The 14863-nt window shown below is 63.8% G+C and carries 12 protein-coding genes; 5 read left to right on the top strand and 7 right to left on the bottom strand.

Annotated features, from left to right (window positions below; translation table 11 throughout):
- Positions 1-208: 208 nt before the first annotated feature.
- Positions 209-2419, bottom strand: a complete 2211-nt coding sequence (locus VN634_20900; GenBank protein HXC53357.1) for an alpha/beta fold hydrolase — start codon at positions 2417-2419, stop codon at positions 209-211.
- A 584-nt stretch (positions 2420-3003) separates the two neighbouring features.
- Positions 3004-3384 (bottom strand): DoxX family membrane protein, encoded by a 381-nt coding sequence (locus VN634_20905; GenBank protein ID HXC53358.1) that lies wholly within the window; start codon positions 3382-3384, stop codon positions 3004-3006.
- Between the two features lie 145 nt (positions 3385-3529).
- Here VN634_20905 and VN634_20910 point away from each other — a divergent pair, with 145 nt between their 5' ends.
- On the top strand, positions 3530-5197 hold the full coding sequence (locus VN634_20910; protein HXC53359.1) for a class I adenylate-forming enzyme family protein: 1668 nt from the start codon (positions 3530-3532) through the stop codon (positions 5195-5197).
- Here the strand turns inward: VN634_20910 and VN634_20915 are convergent.
- Genes VN634_20915 through pdxH form a run of 3 tightly spaced genes read right to left on the bottom strand, consistent with a single transcriptional unit; the run spans position 5184 to position 7344 of the window.
- Complete coding sequence (locus VN634_20915; GenBank protein ID HXC53360.1) at positions 5184-5921, bottom strand: ATP-binding cassette domain-containing protein; 738 nt, start codon at positions 5919-5921, stop codon at positions 5184-5186. The two genes, VN634_20910 and VN634_20915, sit on opposite strands and share 14 nt — an antisense overlap.
- Positions 5918-6760 carry a hypothetical protein gene (locus tag VN634_20920; protein HXC53361.1) on the bottom strand — a complete coding sequence of 281 codons (843 nt, stop codon included), beginning with the start codon at positions 6758-6760 and terminating at the stop codon, positions 5918-5920. Before VN634_20920 ends, VN634_20915 begins: the two co-directional genes overlap by 4 nt.
- A complete protein-coding gene (gene pdxH / locus VN634_20925) occupies positions 6757-7344 on the bottom strand; it encodes a pyridoxamine 5'-phosphate oxidase (protein HXC53362.1) in 588 nt (195 codons plus the stop codon). The genes VN634_20920 and pdxH overlap by 4 nt, the downstream gene beginning before the upstream one ends.
- A gap of 326 nt (positions 7345-7670) precedes the next feature.
- Here pdxH and VN634_20930 point away from each other — a divergent pair, with 326 nt between their 5' ends.
- Complete coding sequence (locus VN634_20930; GenBank protein HXC53363.1) at positions 7671-9098, top strand: carotenoid oxygenase family protein; 1428 nt, start codon at positions 7671-7673, stop codon at positions 9096-9098.
- Positions 9099-9194: 96 nt separating this feature from the next.
- Here VN634_20930 and VN634_20935 read toward each other — a convergent pair whose 3' ends face one another.
- On the bottom strand, positions 9195-9950 hold the full coding sequence (locus tag VN634_20935) for a hypothetical protein (protein ID HXC53364.1): 756 nt from the start codon (positions 9948-9950) through the stop codon (positions 9195-9197).
- A 325-nt stretch (positions 9951-10275) separates the two neighbouring features.
- On the opposite strand from VN634_20935, the gene VN634_20940 reads away from it, so the two are divergent.
- Together VN634_20940 and VN634_20945 are read left to right on the top strand one after the other, a co-directional pair.
- Complete coding sequence (locus VN634_20940; GenBank protein ID HXC53365.1) at positions 10276-10662, top strand: DoxX family protein; 387 nt, start codon at positions 10276-10278, stop codon at positions 10660-10662.
- A 75-nt stretch (positions 10663-10737) separates the two neighbouring features.
- A complete protein-coding gene (locus VN634_20945; GenBank protein ID HXC53366.1) occupies positions 10738-13035 on the top strand; it encodes a PAS domain S-box protein in 2298 nt (765 codons plus the stop codon).
- A 47-nt stretch (positions 13036-13082) separates the two neighbouring features.
- Here VN634_20945 and VN634_20950 read toward each other — a convergent pair whose 3' ends face one another.
- Positions 13083-13892 carry an enoyl-CoA hydratase-related protein gene (locus VN634_20950; protein ID HXC53367.1) on the bottom strand — a complete coding sequence of 270 codons (810 nt, stop codon included), beginning with the start codon at positions 13890-13892 and terminating at the stop codon, positions 13083-13085.
- Between the two features lie 210 nt (positions 13893-14102).
- Here VN634_20950 and VN634_20955 point away from each other — a divergent pair, with 210 nt between their 5' ends.
- Positions 14103-14861 (top strand): DUF1499 domain-containing protein, encoded by a 759-nt coding sequence (locus VN634_20955; GenBank protein ID HXC53368.1) that lies wholly within the window; start codon positions 14103-14105, stop codon positions 14859-14861.
- The last annotated feature ends 2 nt before the right edge of the window (positions 14862-14863 follow it).

A 14863-nucleotide genomic window follows, 5' to 3' on the forward strand; every position in this document is an offset into this window, starting at 1 on the left:
TCGGCAGACTCAGTCTGAAAAACAGTTAGGCGACAGCATCGAAGCGTTCCAAGCTCCTGCGCATTTTCGACCGCATTTCGGAAGAACTAAATTCGGGTTCGCCGGCGCCGCTGCGACCCTGAATAGGCCCCACGAGCAGCAACAACTTGCGGTGCCGACCCGTTCTGGACAACGAGGACGCGCGAACAACGAGCCAGATTGAGATCACTCACGTGACATCAAGAAGTATGACGGCGCAGGTCAGCGCGAGAAGGATGGACAGTGCAACTGTCCATGTCGTCGCCAACAGCAAGATGAAACAGGCGCCGATGCCAAGGACGACAATCGGCGCGAGTCGGTGAAGGAGCCTCGAAACGAAGGTGAACCATCTGGTCTCGGGTTCCAAGTTTCCCGGCGGGATGATCGAACCAAGTACAGCGAACTCCGCCAGTGCGCCTAGATTCTCGCTCGCGAGTGGTGCGCTATGCCCGCCCTTGTACCAGAGATACTCATGCTTCTGGACGCCGTTGAGTCGCGTAAATCCCTCGTACCCCCCAGTGCCAACGTCCTTCATCCCTGCACCGCGCAGGAGGCTGCAAAGCCAGCCGACGGGCCAATCGTATGCGCTACAATCCACCCGCAGTGACTCGAGTTGTCCTCGGCGGACGCGCTCCTCCCAGTCGTAGTCCGCTGGCAGTACCGATCCGACTAGAACCGCGCGACGGAATTTCATGGCGGGAATCGCGCGCAAACTCTCCCCGAAAATGTAGGTTCCATTGCTGTGTCCGATAAACGAGAACGATGCGTGCGGATGCCGAGCTAAGGCCTGGCTGTAGGCATCTCGAAACCACTGAAGCTCCCGCCTTCGTGTCATCGGTATGGCAAATCGAAGGGCCGATAGGAAAGGGTATCGCGGATCGATAACTTCCACGTGCGGCCAAGTGGAGGCTATCTTCTCGAGGGTATCCTTTACCCATGTTTGATTGTTCGCCCGAATCCCATGAACCACGAACACAATGTCCTTCGGTTCTGACTGCGGTTCTTCGGATCTCACGTCACTTCTTTGCCGAACAAATGCCTGCCGTAGTAAGGCGTATCTGTCATCTGCGCTGGAGCCGACCCCCAACTCGAACACGTTGTGGTGTTCGGCCCCCGGTACCTCGATATGGTGCGCAGTGGGAAACTGTTCGACATCGATACTGTCTTCCCGTTCGATAAGATCGTCGCGAGTACCTAGCAATTGTACAACCAATGGCGCGGAGTCACCCAACGTTGAGAAATACCGAATCCATTGGATGCGGACGTCCGTGATGAAATCGGATCCTCGAAGTAGATCCCATGCCAGACATCTCCTGAGAATCGGGAATGCTCTGGCAAACCACGCACCCACGCGATTGCGAAGTCGCGATTTATTATCCACGCCGCGGTTGATACCGGCGAATAGTATAATGCGGGATACGCAGCCGGCCCATTCCGTACGTCGCCTCGGCCGGTCATCTGCTGCGGAAGCATCAAGGTAAGCCTTCCGAACCAGCAAGCCGCCGAGACTATGGCCCACGAGAATCACGTCGGTAAACGGCCCTCGCGCCTGCCACAGTTGATCGATATGGGCGCGAAGATCGCGAGCGACATCTTCGACTTCCGCGAAGCTGTACCAGCTTTGCCCATGATCCCAGATCGACCAGTAGGCGTCGGCGAGTGATTCCTCCTTTTTCAAGCGCTCAACCAATGGGGTCCAAGGTTCGATCCGACGCGCCAGACCGGGAACCAACACGACGAGTCTCGGAGCGGGTCGGCCGTCGGCCGGAGGCTCGAACTCGACGATGACAAAGTAGCGTTCTCCTGGCTGAACGTTCGCGATGGAGACCTCGAACGTTTTGTCCCCAGTCTTTCGCGGCGGAGGTGCTCCGCGTCGCTCGACCTCCCTCGCATTTCGCATGACCTCTTCGGGATCGAGGACGTTCTGGCGCGGATGTCCCTTGTAGCAAAGCGCTTCCGCCACAGGTCTATGACTCACTATGCGAAGACGATAGCGCGCGGTAGGAACGCGAGATGCGATGGTGAACTGCTTGTACCGAGGATGCGCAACACCGGGCGGCGTCCACTTATAGCTGTGGGTGTAAACTATATTGGGCTGGATTGGTATGGAACGAGGTCGCCAGTAAATGCGAATGGAGTTCTTGTCGGATGCAACATCGACGATCTCGGCATCATCAGATTCATACTTGAGTTGCTCGAAGTCCTGGTCCAGCGAGGCAAAAATCTCGTCGTAGAGTTCGTCTGTTCTGGGCATTCGCGAGTACAAAATCTCGCGTGTGACGTCCAGGGTTGCGCTGCCATTTGCGCGGATGGTCCAGCGCACATCGGCGTTGGGATGGGTGAACGGGGGCGGCCGACGCGTAAAGGGAAAGAACTCGAGAAGCCGAGACAAATTGCCCATCAAAACGGTGCCTTCCTCACGAGAGGGTCCGTCGCGAAAGAACCAGCCAGACGGAAAGCGTCGGTACTACTCGACTGCCCGACGTTATGGCAAACGAAAAACCGCCTTCTGTGCCTGTCTCACGATCCAAGCTGTGACTTCAGCTACAGGCTCGGCCGGTTTACTACGATCAATTTCGAATGCGGAGTTACTGTGACGGGGAGTTGGGAACGTGTGCAAGCGCGGCGACCCATCCCGCGCACAACAATATCGCGGCGATCAGTGGCACCGGTCATGTTCGGGCCCGACGAATCGCTCAAACGACGGCCTACTGATTCGCACGAGGCGGCACACTTCCCGCCCGGAGTCTTTGCCAAAGCCGCCCATCCTGGAGCCACATTTCCGCCCCAGCGCTCGACGCACGGCGTCTGATGACCCCGGTACGATTCAGTCCGATTCGTGGCCATATCGCTGATTGCCGCGGCACCCCAGCGAGTGCGGTTAGCGTCGGACCAGGCTCGGTCTGCGAGAGAGGAAAAATAAGGCGAGGTAGAGGCGCCCGCGTGGTTACGGTTGGGTCAGGCGCTCTCCGCACGAAGTGGAAGCTACTTCGCTCGGAGCATCTCCTGATACTTCGAATAGTTCACCGCCAGCAGATAAACCGTCGCCGCCCCGACGAACAATCCCGGCGCCGCTTCGGTCGAATCGAGCAGCACGTGAAACAGAACGATGTTGAGCGCCACCGGCGCGAGCACGACCGCGGCAAGCGCGACGAACCTCCCAGTCAGAAACGCGAGCCCGCACACGATCTCGACGATCGCAATCAGCGGCAGCATATAGCCCGAGCCTACCAGCCCCATCATGAACGCCATGCCGGCTTCGTTGTGCGGCGGGTCCGGCATGAAATGCAGGAACTTGTTCAGTCCCGCAACGACGAGCAGGAGTCCGAGCAGCCATCGGATGATGCGGGTAGCGAGTGATTCCATGCACTCATCCTTGCGCGCGGACGCCCTCTTGTCGATCCGTGCGCGCACGACAAAATCGGGGACAGACACCGATTTCCCGAAATCGGTGTCTGTCCCCGATTTCGCGGTTGTTGCGGCGCGGGCGGACGGCCGGTAGGGTCCGGCCATGTCGATCACCTACGAGCAGATCGTTGAGCAGATGACCGGGCCCGGCGGGCCGTTCGAGATCGTCGTCGAGACGGTCGGCGGCCGTCCGATGAAGAACTTCAAGAATCGCGAGCGCTCGCTGCGCGAGAAGATCGCAGCGGCGGCGCAGCGCGGCGACCAGGTTGCGATCGTCTACGGTGACCGCCGCATCAGCTACGGCGAGCTCGCCGCACTGTGCTTCGGAGTCTCCGCCCGCCTCGTGAACGACCACGGCCTCGTCAAAGGCGACCGCGTCGCAGTTCTTGCGGTCAATCGTCCGGAATGGCTTTTCGCGGCTTTCGGCGCGACGTCGGCGGCGGCCATCGGCGTTGCGCTCAACGGCTGGTGGCAAACCGACGAGCTCGAATACGGCCTCAATGATTCCGGCGCACGCTTTCTCGTCGTCGACGACCGGCTGTATGCGCGCGTCGCGCCCGTTCTCGGAAAGATCCCGACACTCGAGAAGGTCTTCTACATCGGCGAGAACGCGCCCGCCGGAACCATCCCGTTCTCGTCGCTGCTCGATCCGACCGACGTCGTCCCCGACGCACCGATCGACGAAGACGATCCGTTCATGATCCTCTATACGTCCGGAACCACCGGCCGTTCGAAAGGCTGCATCACGACGCATCGCGGAACCATCGCGCAGGTGCTTGGCATCATCTTCGCCGGACTTGCCGGCTCGATTCTTTCCGGGAAGGAGCTGATTCCGGCCAGCGGACAGGCGGCGAGCCTGCTGTCGTCGCCGCTGTTTCATGTCGGCGGCCTGCACTCCGGCGTCTGCACGCAGATCACCGCGGGCGTCAAGATCGTTTTCCTCGAAGGCAAGTTCGATCCCGAACGCGTCATGCAGACGATCGAACGCGAAAAGATCACGATGTGGCCGGCGATCCCGACGATGCTTCATCGCGTCGTGCACTCGCCGGACATCGCGAAGTACGACCTGTCGAGCCTGCGAAGCGTATCGTTCGGCGGTGCGCCGACGTCTCCCGAGACGATCGATCGTGCGCGCGAAGTGCTGCCCGTCGAGCCGACGTTCGCCAATGCGTACGGCCTTACCGAAACCCACGGTGTCGCGACCGTCAACGGCGGCAAGGATCTGCTCGATCGCAAGACCGCGGCAGGACGACCTGCTCCGGTGCTCGACTGCAAGGTCGTCGACGAGCACGGGGGCGACGTCGCGCCCGGTGCTCTCGGCGAAGTGCTGTTCTACGGCCCGACCGTGACGCCGGGCTACTGGAACCGTCCGGATGCGACGGCCGAATCCGTGCGCGACGGATGGCTGCATACCGGCGACCTCGGCTATCTCGACGCGGACGGCTTCCTGTTCATCGTCGATCGCGCGAAGGACATGATCCTTCGCGGCGGCGAGAACGTGTACTGCGTCGAGATCGAGAACCTGCTTGCCGAGCATTCCGAGATCGACGAAGCGGCGATCATCGGAGTTCCCGACGCGGAGATGGGCGAGCGCGTCAAGGCGATCGTGCGACGCGTCCCCGGATCCGCGCTCGATGCCGACGCGGTTCGCCGCCATGTCGCGTCGCGCATGGCGTCGTTCAAGGTTCCGGAGATCGTCGAGTTCACCGATGAGGCGCTTCCGAGAAACCCGGCCGGCAAGCTGCTGAAGAACGAGCTCAGGAAGCTCTGAGCTGCGACACAGCTGCGAACGAATCGCTGCCGCGATACGACGCAAGCACGTCGCGCGGCCGTCCCGCAGCGGCTACCACGCCGCCTTCGATCCAGATGCACCGATCGCAGAGCTCATGGATCGCCGCTTCGTCGTGCGTGACGAGCACGCACGTGCGATCCGACCGGATCCGCTCGCGCATCGCGGCTGCCGATTTTTCATGGAAGGCCGCATCGCCGGTTCCGAGCGCCTCGTCGAGCAGCAGCAGGTCGGGGTCTGCGTGATACGCGACGGAAAATCCGAGCCGCGCGCGCATGCCGTCCGACCACGTCGCGATCGGATCGTCGATCACGTCCTCGAGCTCGGCGAACGCGACGATCGAATCGAACCGCGCGGCGACTTCGCGGCGGCGCAGTCCGAGCAGCATGCCCGACAGCGTCGCGTTTTCGCGGCCGGTCAGTTGCGGAAGGAAGCCAACCTGGAGGCTGAGCAGCGACGATCGTACGCCCGGCGCACGCTCGACCGTGCCGCGATCGCATCCGAGAATGCCGGCGAGCACGCGCAGCAGCGTCGTCTTTCCCGCGCCGTTGCGTCCGATGATGCCGAGCGTCTCGCCGTGATCGACGTCGAACGACACTCCGCGCAGCGCCCAGCGGTGACTCGCGCCGCGCGTGAAGATCCGGCCGCGGATCAGATAGCGCACGGCGACGTCGTCGACGCGCAGAAGTGGAGCGGCGGTGATCATGCCGGCAGACGCGGATACAGCAGCTCGCGGCGAGCGACGAAGCGCTCGACGGCGAAGATGGCGAGGAGCGAACCAAGTGCGATGAGCGCGAGCGAACCATAGTCGGGAGACTGTCCGAGCATCAGCGTGCTGCGCCATGCATCGAGCAGGACCGCCATCGGATTGATCGCGAGCCACGACCGCAGCGGCTCGCCGACGCGCGAGATCTCGAAGAACACGCCCGAGACGAACATCCCGAAGCGGAGCGCAACGTCGAGCCCGACGAGGATGCTGCGAAGAAACGGCACCAGGGCCGCCGTCCACAGCGCAATCGCCGCAATGAAGACGAACTGGACGCCGAGCACGAACGGAAGCGAAGCGAGCGACGAGAGCGGAGCGAGGCCGTCGAGCCGCAGGAACACGAGCAGCATCACGAGCCCGACCGAGAACTTGACGGCATCGGCAAGCAGCATCGCGACGGGGAAAATCAGCTTCGGCACGAACACCTGCGTCGCGAGCGGCTGATTGGCGAGGATCGACGGCGCCGCGCGCGAGACGCTCTGCGCGAGCCATCGCCACGAGACGAGGCCGCACAAAAGAAACGAAAGGTAGTGCTCGACCGGAGAGCCGAGGATCCCGCGGAACAGCACGTAGAGCAGTCCCATCTCGAGCAGCGTCTCGATAGCCCACCACAGGTAGCCTACGTAAAGACGTTCGGATTCGACGCGAAGCTGGCAGTAGGTCTGGTAGAGCAGGATCTCGCGCCAGCGCGCACTGTCATGCGAGGAAATCGGGGACAGACACCGATTTCCGGAAATCGGTGTCTGTCCCCGATTTCCTAACCCGGCGAGGGAGCTCAAGGCTGGAGGATCTCCGATTTCCACTGGGGTGCGCCGGCGGAGCGCTTCTTCGTGAACAGCTCGCGCTTGTGAAGTCGCGGCTCGGCGCGCGTCCAGAACTCGATTGCATCGGGAGCGACGAGATAGCCCTTCCAGTGCGCGGGGCGCGGAATGCTTCCGTCGGGGAATTCGTTTTCGAGCGCAGCGTAGCGGCGCAGCAGCTCGCTCCGCGATGCGATCGGATGGCTCTGGTTCGATGCCGCGGACGCGTAGCGGCTCGCGACCGGCCGCTCCTGCCAGTACTCGTCCGCTTCGCCTGCGGAGAGCGTCGAGACTTTGCCCTCGATGCGCACCTGCCTGCCGGTGACGTCCCAGTAAAAGACGAGCGCAACGCGATCGTTGCCGGCCATGTCGATGCCCTTGCGGCTGTTCGCGTTGGTGTAGAACACGAGGCCACGCGCGCTGACCTCTTTGAGAAGGACGTAGCGGGCAGACGGGCGCCCGCGGGAGTCGACCGTGGCCAGGACCATTGCGTCCGGCATCGGCGCGCCGGCCTTGGCCGCCGCCCGGATCCAGGCTCGAAGTCGGGAAATGGGGTCTGTCATCGCGCTCGAGGCCCCCGAAGGGCATGGGCAGCACGCCCCGGACCACCTCCTTCTAGGAAGATGCGTCCGGGCGGTCAAAAAAGCCGTTGACTTGTTAGTGTTAACTGCGTTAACTTTGTCCTCGTCTTCGAGCCGACTGGCTGGTCCCGATCGATTCCTGGACCTCGCGCCGGCAGCAGATCAAACCGTTCGAATCATCAGCGCACCGCCACGCGCTGCGGTGCCGGAAAAAAAAGGAGTTCAGCATGAGCGGAATGGAAACGGCCACCTCCTCTTCAAGCAGGGCATCTGCCGCAACTTCTTCAAGCCCCGCAACCGCTGCGACTTTGCGACCGGCTTCCGGCCTCGATGCCCGCCAGTTCTGGATCAACACGTGGCGGCCGTCGACGACGCAGACTTCCTACGACCTCACCGATATCGAGGGAGAAGTGCCGCGCGAGATTCACGGCACGCTCTATCGCAACGGGCCGTCCCAGCAGGTGCTGCCCTCCGAAGGATCGCGTGCGCTTCATCTGTTCGACGGGGACGGCCTCGTGCATCGGCTGCGCATCGACGACGGGCGCGTGTCGTACACCGGCCGGGTCGTCGAGCATCCGAGCACGCTGCGCGAGCGCGCCGAGGGACGCTTCTGCATGAACTCGGTCGGCGTCACGGTCGCCGACCCCGTCGATCCGTTCCGCATCCAGCCGAACACGAACGTCGTGTTCCATGCGGGCAAGCTGATGGCGCTGGTCGAGAACGCGTATCCGTTCGAGATCGACCGCACGACTCTCGCACCGGTCGGCGTCAACGATTTCCAGGGAAAGATGCTCGGCATGAGCACGAGCGCGCATCCGAAGATCGACCACCGCACCGGGCAGATGATCATCCACGGCTACCAGCCGTTCGAGCCGTATCTCCAGCTCTATGTCGTCGAGCCCGACGGCACCTGCTCACTCGCCGAGAGTGTGGATGCGCCGTTTTCCGCGATGGCGCACGACATGGCGATCACCGAGAACTACGTCGTTTTCATCCTCGGCGCGATCCACTTCGACGGGCTCACCATCATGAACGGCGGCACCTTCAAGGAAGCCGTCACATGGAAACCCGAGCTCGGCCTGCGTTTCGGTGTGCGGCGCCGCGAAGCCGGCGCGCAGACCCAGTGGTTCACGGCACCAACGCCCGGCTACATCTTCCATCCCGGCAACGCGTACGAAGAAAACGGCAAGATTTTCATGGACGCGTGCACGTATCGCGACGGCGCCGCGCTGCTTGCGACGCTCGAACGTGCGCGCGACGGTCGTCCGGTTCCGGGATTCTCGGCCGTGCCGTTCCTCTACGAGCTCGACCTTGCGACCGGTGTCTGCAGCGAGCGCCAGCTCGACGAGCGCGGCGCGGAGTTCCCGCGCCTCGACGACCGGCTGGTCGGCTACAAGAACCGTTACGGATACGCCGCACTCGATCGCAGCGCCGGCGGCGATCCGGCCGACACGTGGTCGACGATCGTGCGCTACGACCGCCAGGGCGGCAGCAACGCGGTGCACGACTTCGGCAAATGGCAGTGGCCGAGCGAGCCGGTGTTCGTTCCGCGTCACGCCGATGCGGCCGAATCCGACGGGTTCGTGCTCACGATCGTCTACGACGGGCTGAGCGACGGCTCGTACCTCGCGATTCTCGACGCACAAAACCTCGCAGCGAAGCCGCTTGCCAAATGCCGGCTCGAGCACAGGATCCCGATGGGATTCCACGGTAATTTCGCCGGCGGGATTCTCTGAGCTTCTGAAAACAGCGATGTTCGCGCGCGCAGCGCGAACAAAAAAGGCCCGGGTGGTTAACACCCGGGCCTTTTTTCATGACGCGGCTATACGGTCTCAATCCAGATCGTCGTTGTCTCCGTCATCGTCATCGCCGTCGTCGCCGCCGGTGCCGATGCAGTGATCGTCGTCATCGTCATCGCCATCGTTGACGCAGAGCGTGGTCGTCGTCAGTCCGATTCCGCCGAGCGTCGTCGTGGTCACGCCCGGAATACCCTGCAGCGTGGTCGTCGTCGGGGCGAGTGTCGTCGTGGTGTTGCCGTCGTCGTCGTCATCGTCGCCGTCTCCACCATCGTCGATGTCGCCGCCGCCGTCGTCGTCGTCGCCATCGTCGATGTCACCGCCGCCGTCGTCATCGTCGCCGTCGTCGCCGCTCAGCGTCGTGGTCGTCGGCTGGCCGATTCCGCCAAGCGTGGTGGTTGTGGTCTCGCCCGGCATGCAGTCTTCCGCACATTCGAGGCGACCGGGAAAGCCGACCGCGGCGCGCAGCACGCGGAGCGCGTCCTTCGGCGTAACCGATCCCGAGTTGTCGACGTCGCATTCACAGTTGCCGTCGTCGTCGCTGCCGTCGTCAACGCCATCGTCGTCATCGTCGCCATCATTGCTGTTGTCGATGTCGCCACACGGCGTGTGGGCGACAGAAGTTTTGAGGATCACCAGAGCATCAACCGAGGCCGGGCGGTGTCCATTCGAGGCGGGCTGGCCGCAGTTTCCATGATTGGCACTGGCGATCGCCGGCGCCATTGCCATGGCAACGAGCAGTCCGCCGGCCAGGGCAAAGGTTTCGAACATTCGAGGGGTTTTCAGTTCCATACGGGGCCTCCTGACTTACGTCATGTTATCCGCAGCTAATTCCCGGCATGCCTGACGGTCAATAGGCTCGCTGAGTTTCGGCGCATCGGGAATCCCCATGCGCGCGAAGCAGGTCACGCGTCTGTACCGGAAACGCTCTGTGCGTCGTGTCGTTGCGTCACCACGACCCCGGCCTCATCCGGCGGACTGGAGTTATTTCCTTCACGATCGAGGCGTCTGGCCGATCGGAACCGCGCCCTGAACCGGGGTCCGTCGCCGTATGACTCGTCGCGTTGCTCCACGTATTCCCACCGCGCCCACCAGAACAAAACCGGAGAAACAACGAATGAAGTCATGGCTGCACCAATACTCCGACGAAGCCTACGCGCTGCTGCGCATCGTTGCCGGACTGATGTTCCTGTTCCACGGAGTGCAGAAGATCTTCGGCGTGATGACCGAGTTCATTCCCCCGTTCGGTTCGCAGATCTGGATCGGCGGGATCATCGAGCTCGTCGGCGGCCTCGCGGTGATGATCGGGTTTCGCACGCGCATCGCGGCGTTCCTGTGCAGCGGCATGATGGCGGTTGCCTACATCCAGTTTCACTGGATGCTGCAGCTCGACTCCAACTTTTTCCCCGCGATCAACAAAGGCGAGCCCGCGGTGCTCTACTGCTTCGTGTTCCTGCTGATTGCGTGTCGCGGTGCAGTGAAATGGGGAATGGATCCGGACTGAGGACCGGCGACCGGGTCGATGCTGCTCGACGTACCGAATGCGCGGGCGTAAGGAGGCAGCGGACGACCTCGGAAGATGAAGGATATTTCTCCGGCCAGCGCCAGCATTTTTCGTCTGGCGGTCGATCTGTCTCCGACCGGAATGCTGATGGTCGATGCGGCCGGTCGCATTGTGCTCGTCAATCGCGAGCTCGAGCGCCTGTTCGGATACACGCGCGAAGAGCTGATCGGCCAGCCGATCGAGCTGCTGGTGCCGCCGGCGGCCGAAGCGATGCATCCGCAGTACCGCGAGAGTTTTCTCGCCGATCCGCACGCCAGGCCGATGGGCGCAGGCCGCGAGCTGTTCGGCCGCTGCAAGAACGGATCGCTCGTGGCCGTCGAGATCGGGCTGAATCCGGTCGAAGACAGTGGCCAGCGGTATGTTCTCGCGTCGGTCGTCGACATCAGCGCACGGCGCGGCGCCGAGCAGCGTTTTCACGCCGCATTCGAATCGTCGCCGCACGGCATGGTCATGGTCGACGCCGGCGGCAACATCGTCATGGTCAACCGCGAGGTCGAGCGTCTGTTCGGTTACACGCGCGACGAGCTGGTCGGCCGTCCGGTCGAAGTCCTCGTCCCCGAGCGTTTCCGCAACGCGCATCCGAGCCATCGCGCGAGCTTCATGGACGATCCGCGTGCGCGAGCGATGGGCGCGGGCCGCGAGCTGTTCGGCCTGCGCAAGGACGGCGCCGAGATCCCGATCGAGATCGGGCTCAATCCGGTTTCCACCGATCTCGGAAACTTCGTGCTGAGCTCGATCGTCGACATCACGCTGCGCAAACGCGCCGAGCAGGAGCTGCGCGAGAGCGAAGAACGCTTCCGTACGCTCGTCGAGAACGTCCAGGATTACGCGATCTACATGCTCGACGCGCAGGGACGCGTGGCGAGCTGGAACGCCGGCGCCGAACGCATCGAAGGCTACAACGCCGTCGAGATCCTCGGCAGCCCGTTCGACCGATTTTTTACGGAGGAAGATATTCGCGACGGCGCGCCGCGGCTGATCCTTGCCAATGCGGCGTCCGACGGACGGCACGAAATGGAAGGCTGGCGCGTGCGCAAGGACGGTACGCGCTTCTTCTCGAACGTGCTGGTGACGGCGCTGCGCAGCGCGACCGGCAAACTGCGGGGTTTCGTCACGTTCACGCGCGACATCACGCAGCGGCGCGAGCTCGAGTCGCAGCTCATGCAGGCGCAAAAAATGGAAGCGGTCGGTACGCTGGCCGGCGGCATCGCGCACGACTTCAACAACATCCTCGGCGCGATGGTCGGATACGCGGAGCTAGTCAAGGCCGACATGCCGATCGGCAGCGCGGCTGCCTCCGATCTTTCGCAGCTCCTCCATGCCGCCGAACGCGGCCGCAGCCTCGTCAAGCGCATCCTCGCGTTCAGCCGCCAGCAGCCCGATGAACGGCAACCGATCGACCTGGAGACCTCGATCAATGAATCGCTGCATCTCCTGCGTGCAACGCTGCCGGCCACGATCGAGATTGCGCATCGTTTCGATCGGGGAACTCCCCAGGTCACCGCCGATCCGACGCAGATCCACCAGGTGATCATGAATCTGGTGACCAATGCTGCGCATGCGATGTCGGATCGCGGCGGGCGGCTCGCCGTCTCGCTTTCTCCGCTGCTCGTCGATTCGTCGCTGACGCGGATCCATCCGAACCTCAAGCCCGGCCTGCACGCGCGCCTGCAGGTCGCCGATACCGGCGGCGGCATTCCGTCCGACATCATCGATCGCGTGTTCGAGCCGTTCTTCACGACCAAGCCTCCGGGCCAGGGTTCGGGTCTCGGGCTTGCCGTCGTGCACGGGATCGTGCGCTCGCACGGCGGAAGCCTCGGCATCCGCAGCGAGCCGCAAGCCGGCACGACCGTGGACGTGTATCTGCCGGCGACCGACATGGACATCGCCACGCGCCCGGCGCCGGTCGAGGAAGTCCAGGCTCCGAAGGGAAGCGGCCAGCACGTGCTTCTGGTCGACGACGAGCCGGTGCTTGCGCAGCTCGGCCGCCGCACGCTCGAGCGCCTCGGCTATCGCGTCACCGCGGTAACGTCGTCACCGCAAGCGCTCGAGCTCGTGCGCAAGGACACGATGTCGTTCGACCTCGTGCTGACGGACTATACGATGCCGCAGCTTACCGGCACGGCGCTCGCGCGCGCCATCCATGAGATCCGGCCGGATATTCCGGTCGTGCTGATGAGCGGTTACAGCGAGGGCATCGAGCCGCAAGCTCTCGCGGATGCGGGAGTTGAAGAGGTGATCGGCAAGCCGGTCACGACCGAGATGCTGGCGTCGGTGCTGCATCGGCGCCTCGGTGACCGGCGCCTGCACTGACGGGTTCCGATCTGCCGGCCCGGCGCGACGACGGAGTTTTCCGCGAGCTACCGACCCTGCCAGCGCGGCTTGCGCTTCTCGACGAATGCGCGCTGCGCTTCGCGAGCATCCTCGGTGCGGCGAAGCGGGCGTCCGAGCTCTTCCTGGCGACGGTACGCGTCCTCGAGCGGCAGATGAAGCATTTCGCGAACGCCGCTGCGCGTGGCGCGCACGGCAAGCGGCGCGTTGCCGACCACCGCGTCGGCGAGCTCGAATGCCGCATCCAGAAGGCGATCGCGTTCGACCACGCGGTTGAGGAGGCCGACCTCGAGCGCGCGCGCCGCGGAAAAAGGCTTCGCCGTCAGCAGGATCTCCTGCGCGTGCACCCACGCGATCTGCCTCGGCAACATCACGGCCGCATGTCCGGTCGGAAAGAGCCCGAGCGCGACTTCCTCCAGCGCGAACGTCGCCTCCGGCACGGCGACGCGCATCTCGCACGCGAGCATCATGTCGAAGCCGCCGCCGCGGCAGTGACCGTTCACGGCCGCGACCAGCGGCTTGGTGAGATCGAAGGCTGCAAGGGTTGCCGTCCCGACCGAACGCAGGCCTTCGAAGGCTTCGGCATCGATGGTTTCGCCGCGGGCAAGCGCCTGGGCCACCGGGATGGTCTCGCGAAGGTCCATCCCGCTGCAGAACACGCGCTCGCCTGCGCCGGTCAGCACCGCGCAGCGGATGTCCTCGTTGCCGGCGATCTCGCGCCATGCGGCGGCAAGCTCGCGGAGGGCCGCGGGATTGAGCGAGTTGGCCTTGGCGGGCCGGTCGATCGTAACCAGAGCGACATGCGGATGGCCGGCGGGCCGTTCGATGCGGACGAGCATGCGCCGACGATACCGGGCGCCCGTTCCTGCAGCGAGGCCGCGACGAAATCGGCGAAATCCGGGACAGACACCGATTTCGGAAAACCAGTGTCTGTCCCCGATTTCCTGAAACCAGTGTCTGACCCCGATTTTCAGGTTTGCACAGCGGGCGCGCGGCGGGCGCATCGGCACTGTCGCTCGGTACGGCGGGCGGTATAGGATCCGGCCCCTATGGCTACCATCCAACGTTCCACATCGGCAGCGGCACAGTATGGAAGCACGCTCGGCGTCGCCGCGGCCATCCTCGGCGTGGTCGGCGTCAGCTGTGCGGCACTCGGCCTGCTTCCGCCGATCGGCGGATTCGCGCTCGTCGTGCTCGCTCTCGGTATGTCGCTGATCGGCCTGGTGATGTCGATCGTCGGCTACGTTGCAACCGCGCCCGCCAAGAACCGCGAAGGTCGCAGCTCTGCCGTTCGCGGCCTCGCGCTTTGCGCGATGGTGCTGGTCGCGATCCTGGTTCCCGCGTCGAAAGGCCGCGGCGTGCCGCGCATCAACGACATCACCACCGACACCGAAGATCCGCCGAAGTTCGTCGCCGCGCTCAACGCGAATCCCGGCCGCGACATGAGCTACCCGGAAGGGTTCGCTGCGCAGCAGAACGAAGGCTACCAGGATCTTGCGTCGCTGGTCCTCGGCTATCCGCCGGCGGTTGCGTACGAGAAGGTGCGCGCTGCGCTCGCCAGCATGCCGCGCATGGAGATCATCGGCGAGAGCCGCGAAGAGGGCCGCATCGAAGCCACCGAGACGTCGTCGCTGTTTCATTTCGCCGATGACGTCGTCGTGCGCCTGCGCCCGTATGCCGAGGGGGGAACGCGCGTCGACGTGCGCTCGAAGTCGCGCGTCGGCAAAGGCGACCTCGGAGTCAACGCGAACCGCATCCGCGCGCTGTTCGCACGGATCCGCGCGAGCGATCCGCCGCCCGGGGACTGACG

The sequence above is a fragment of the Candidatus Limnocylindrales bacterium genome (assembly GCA_035571835.1).
Taxonomy (GTDB): domain Bacteria; phylum Desulfobacterota; class Binatia; order UBA1149; family CAITLU01; genus DATNBU01.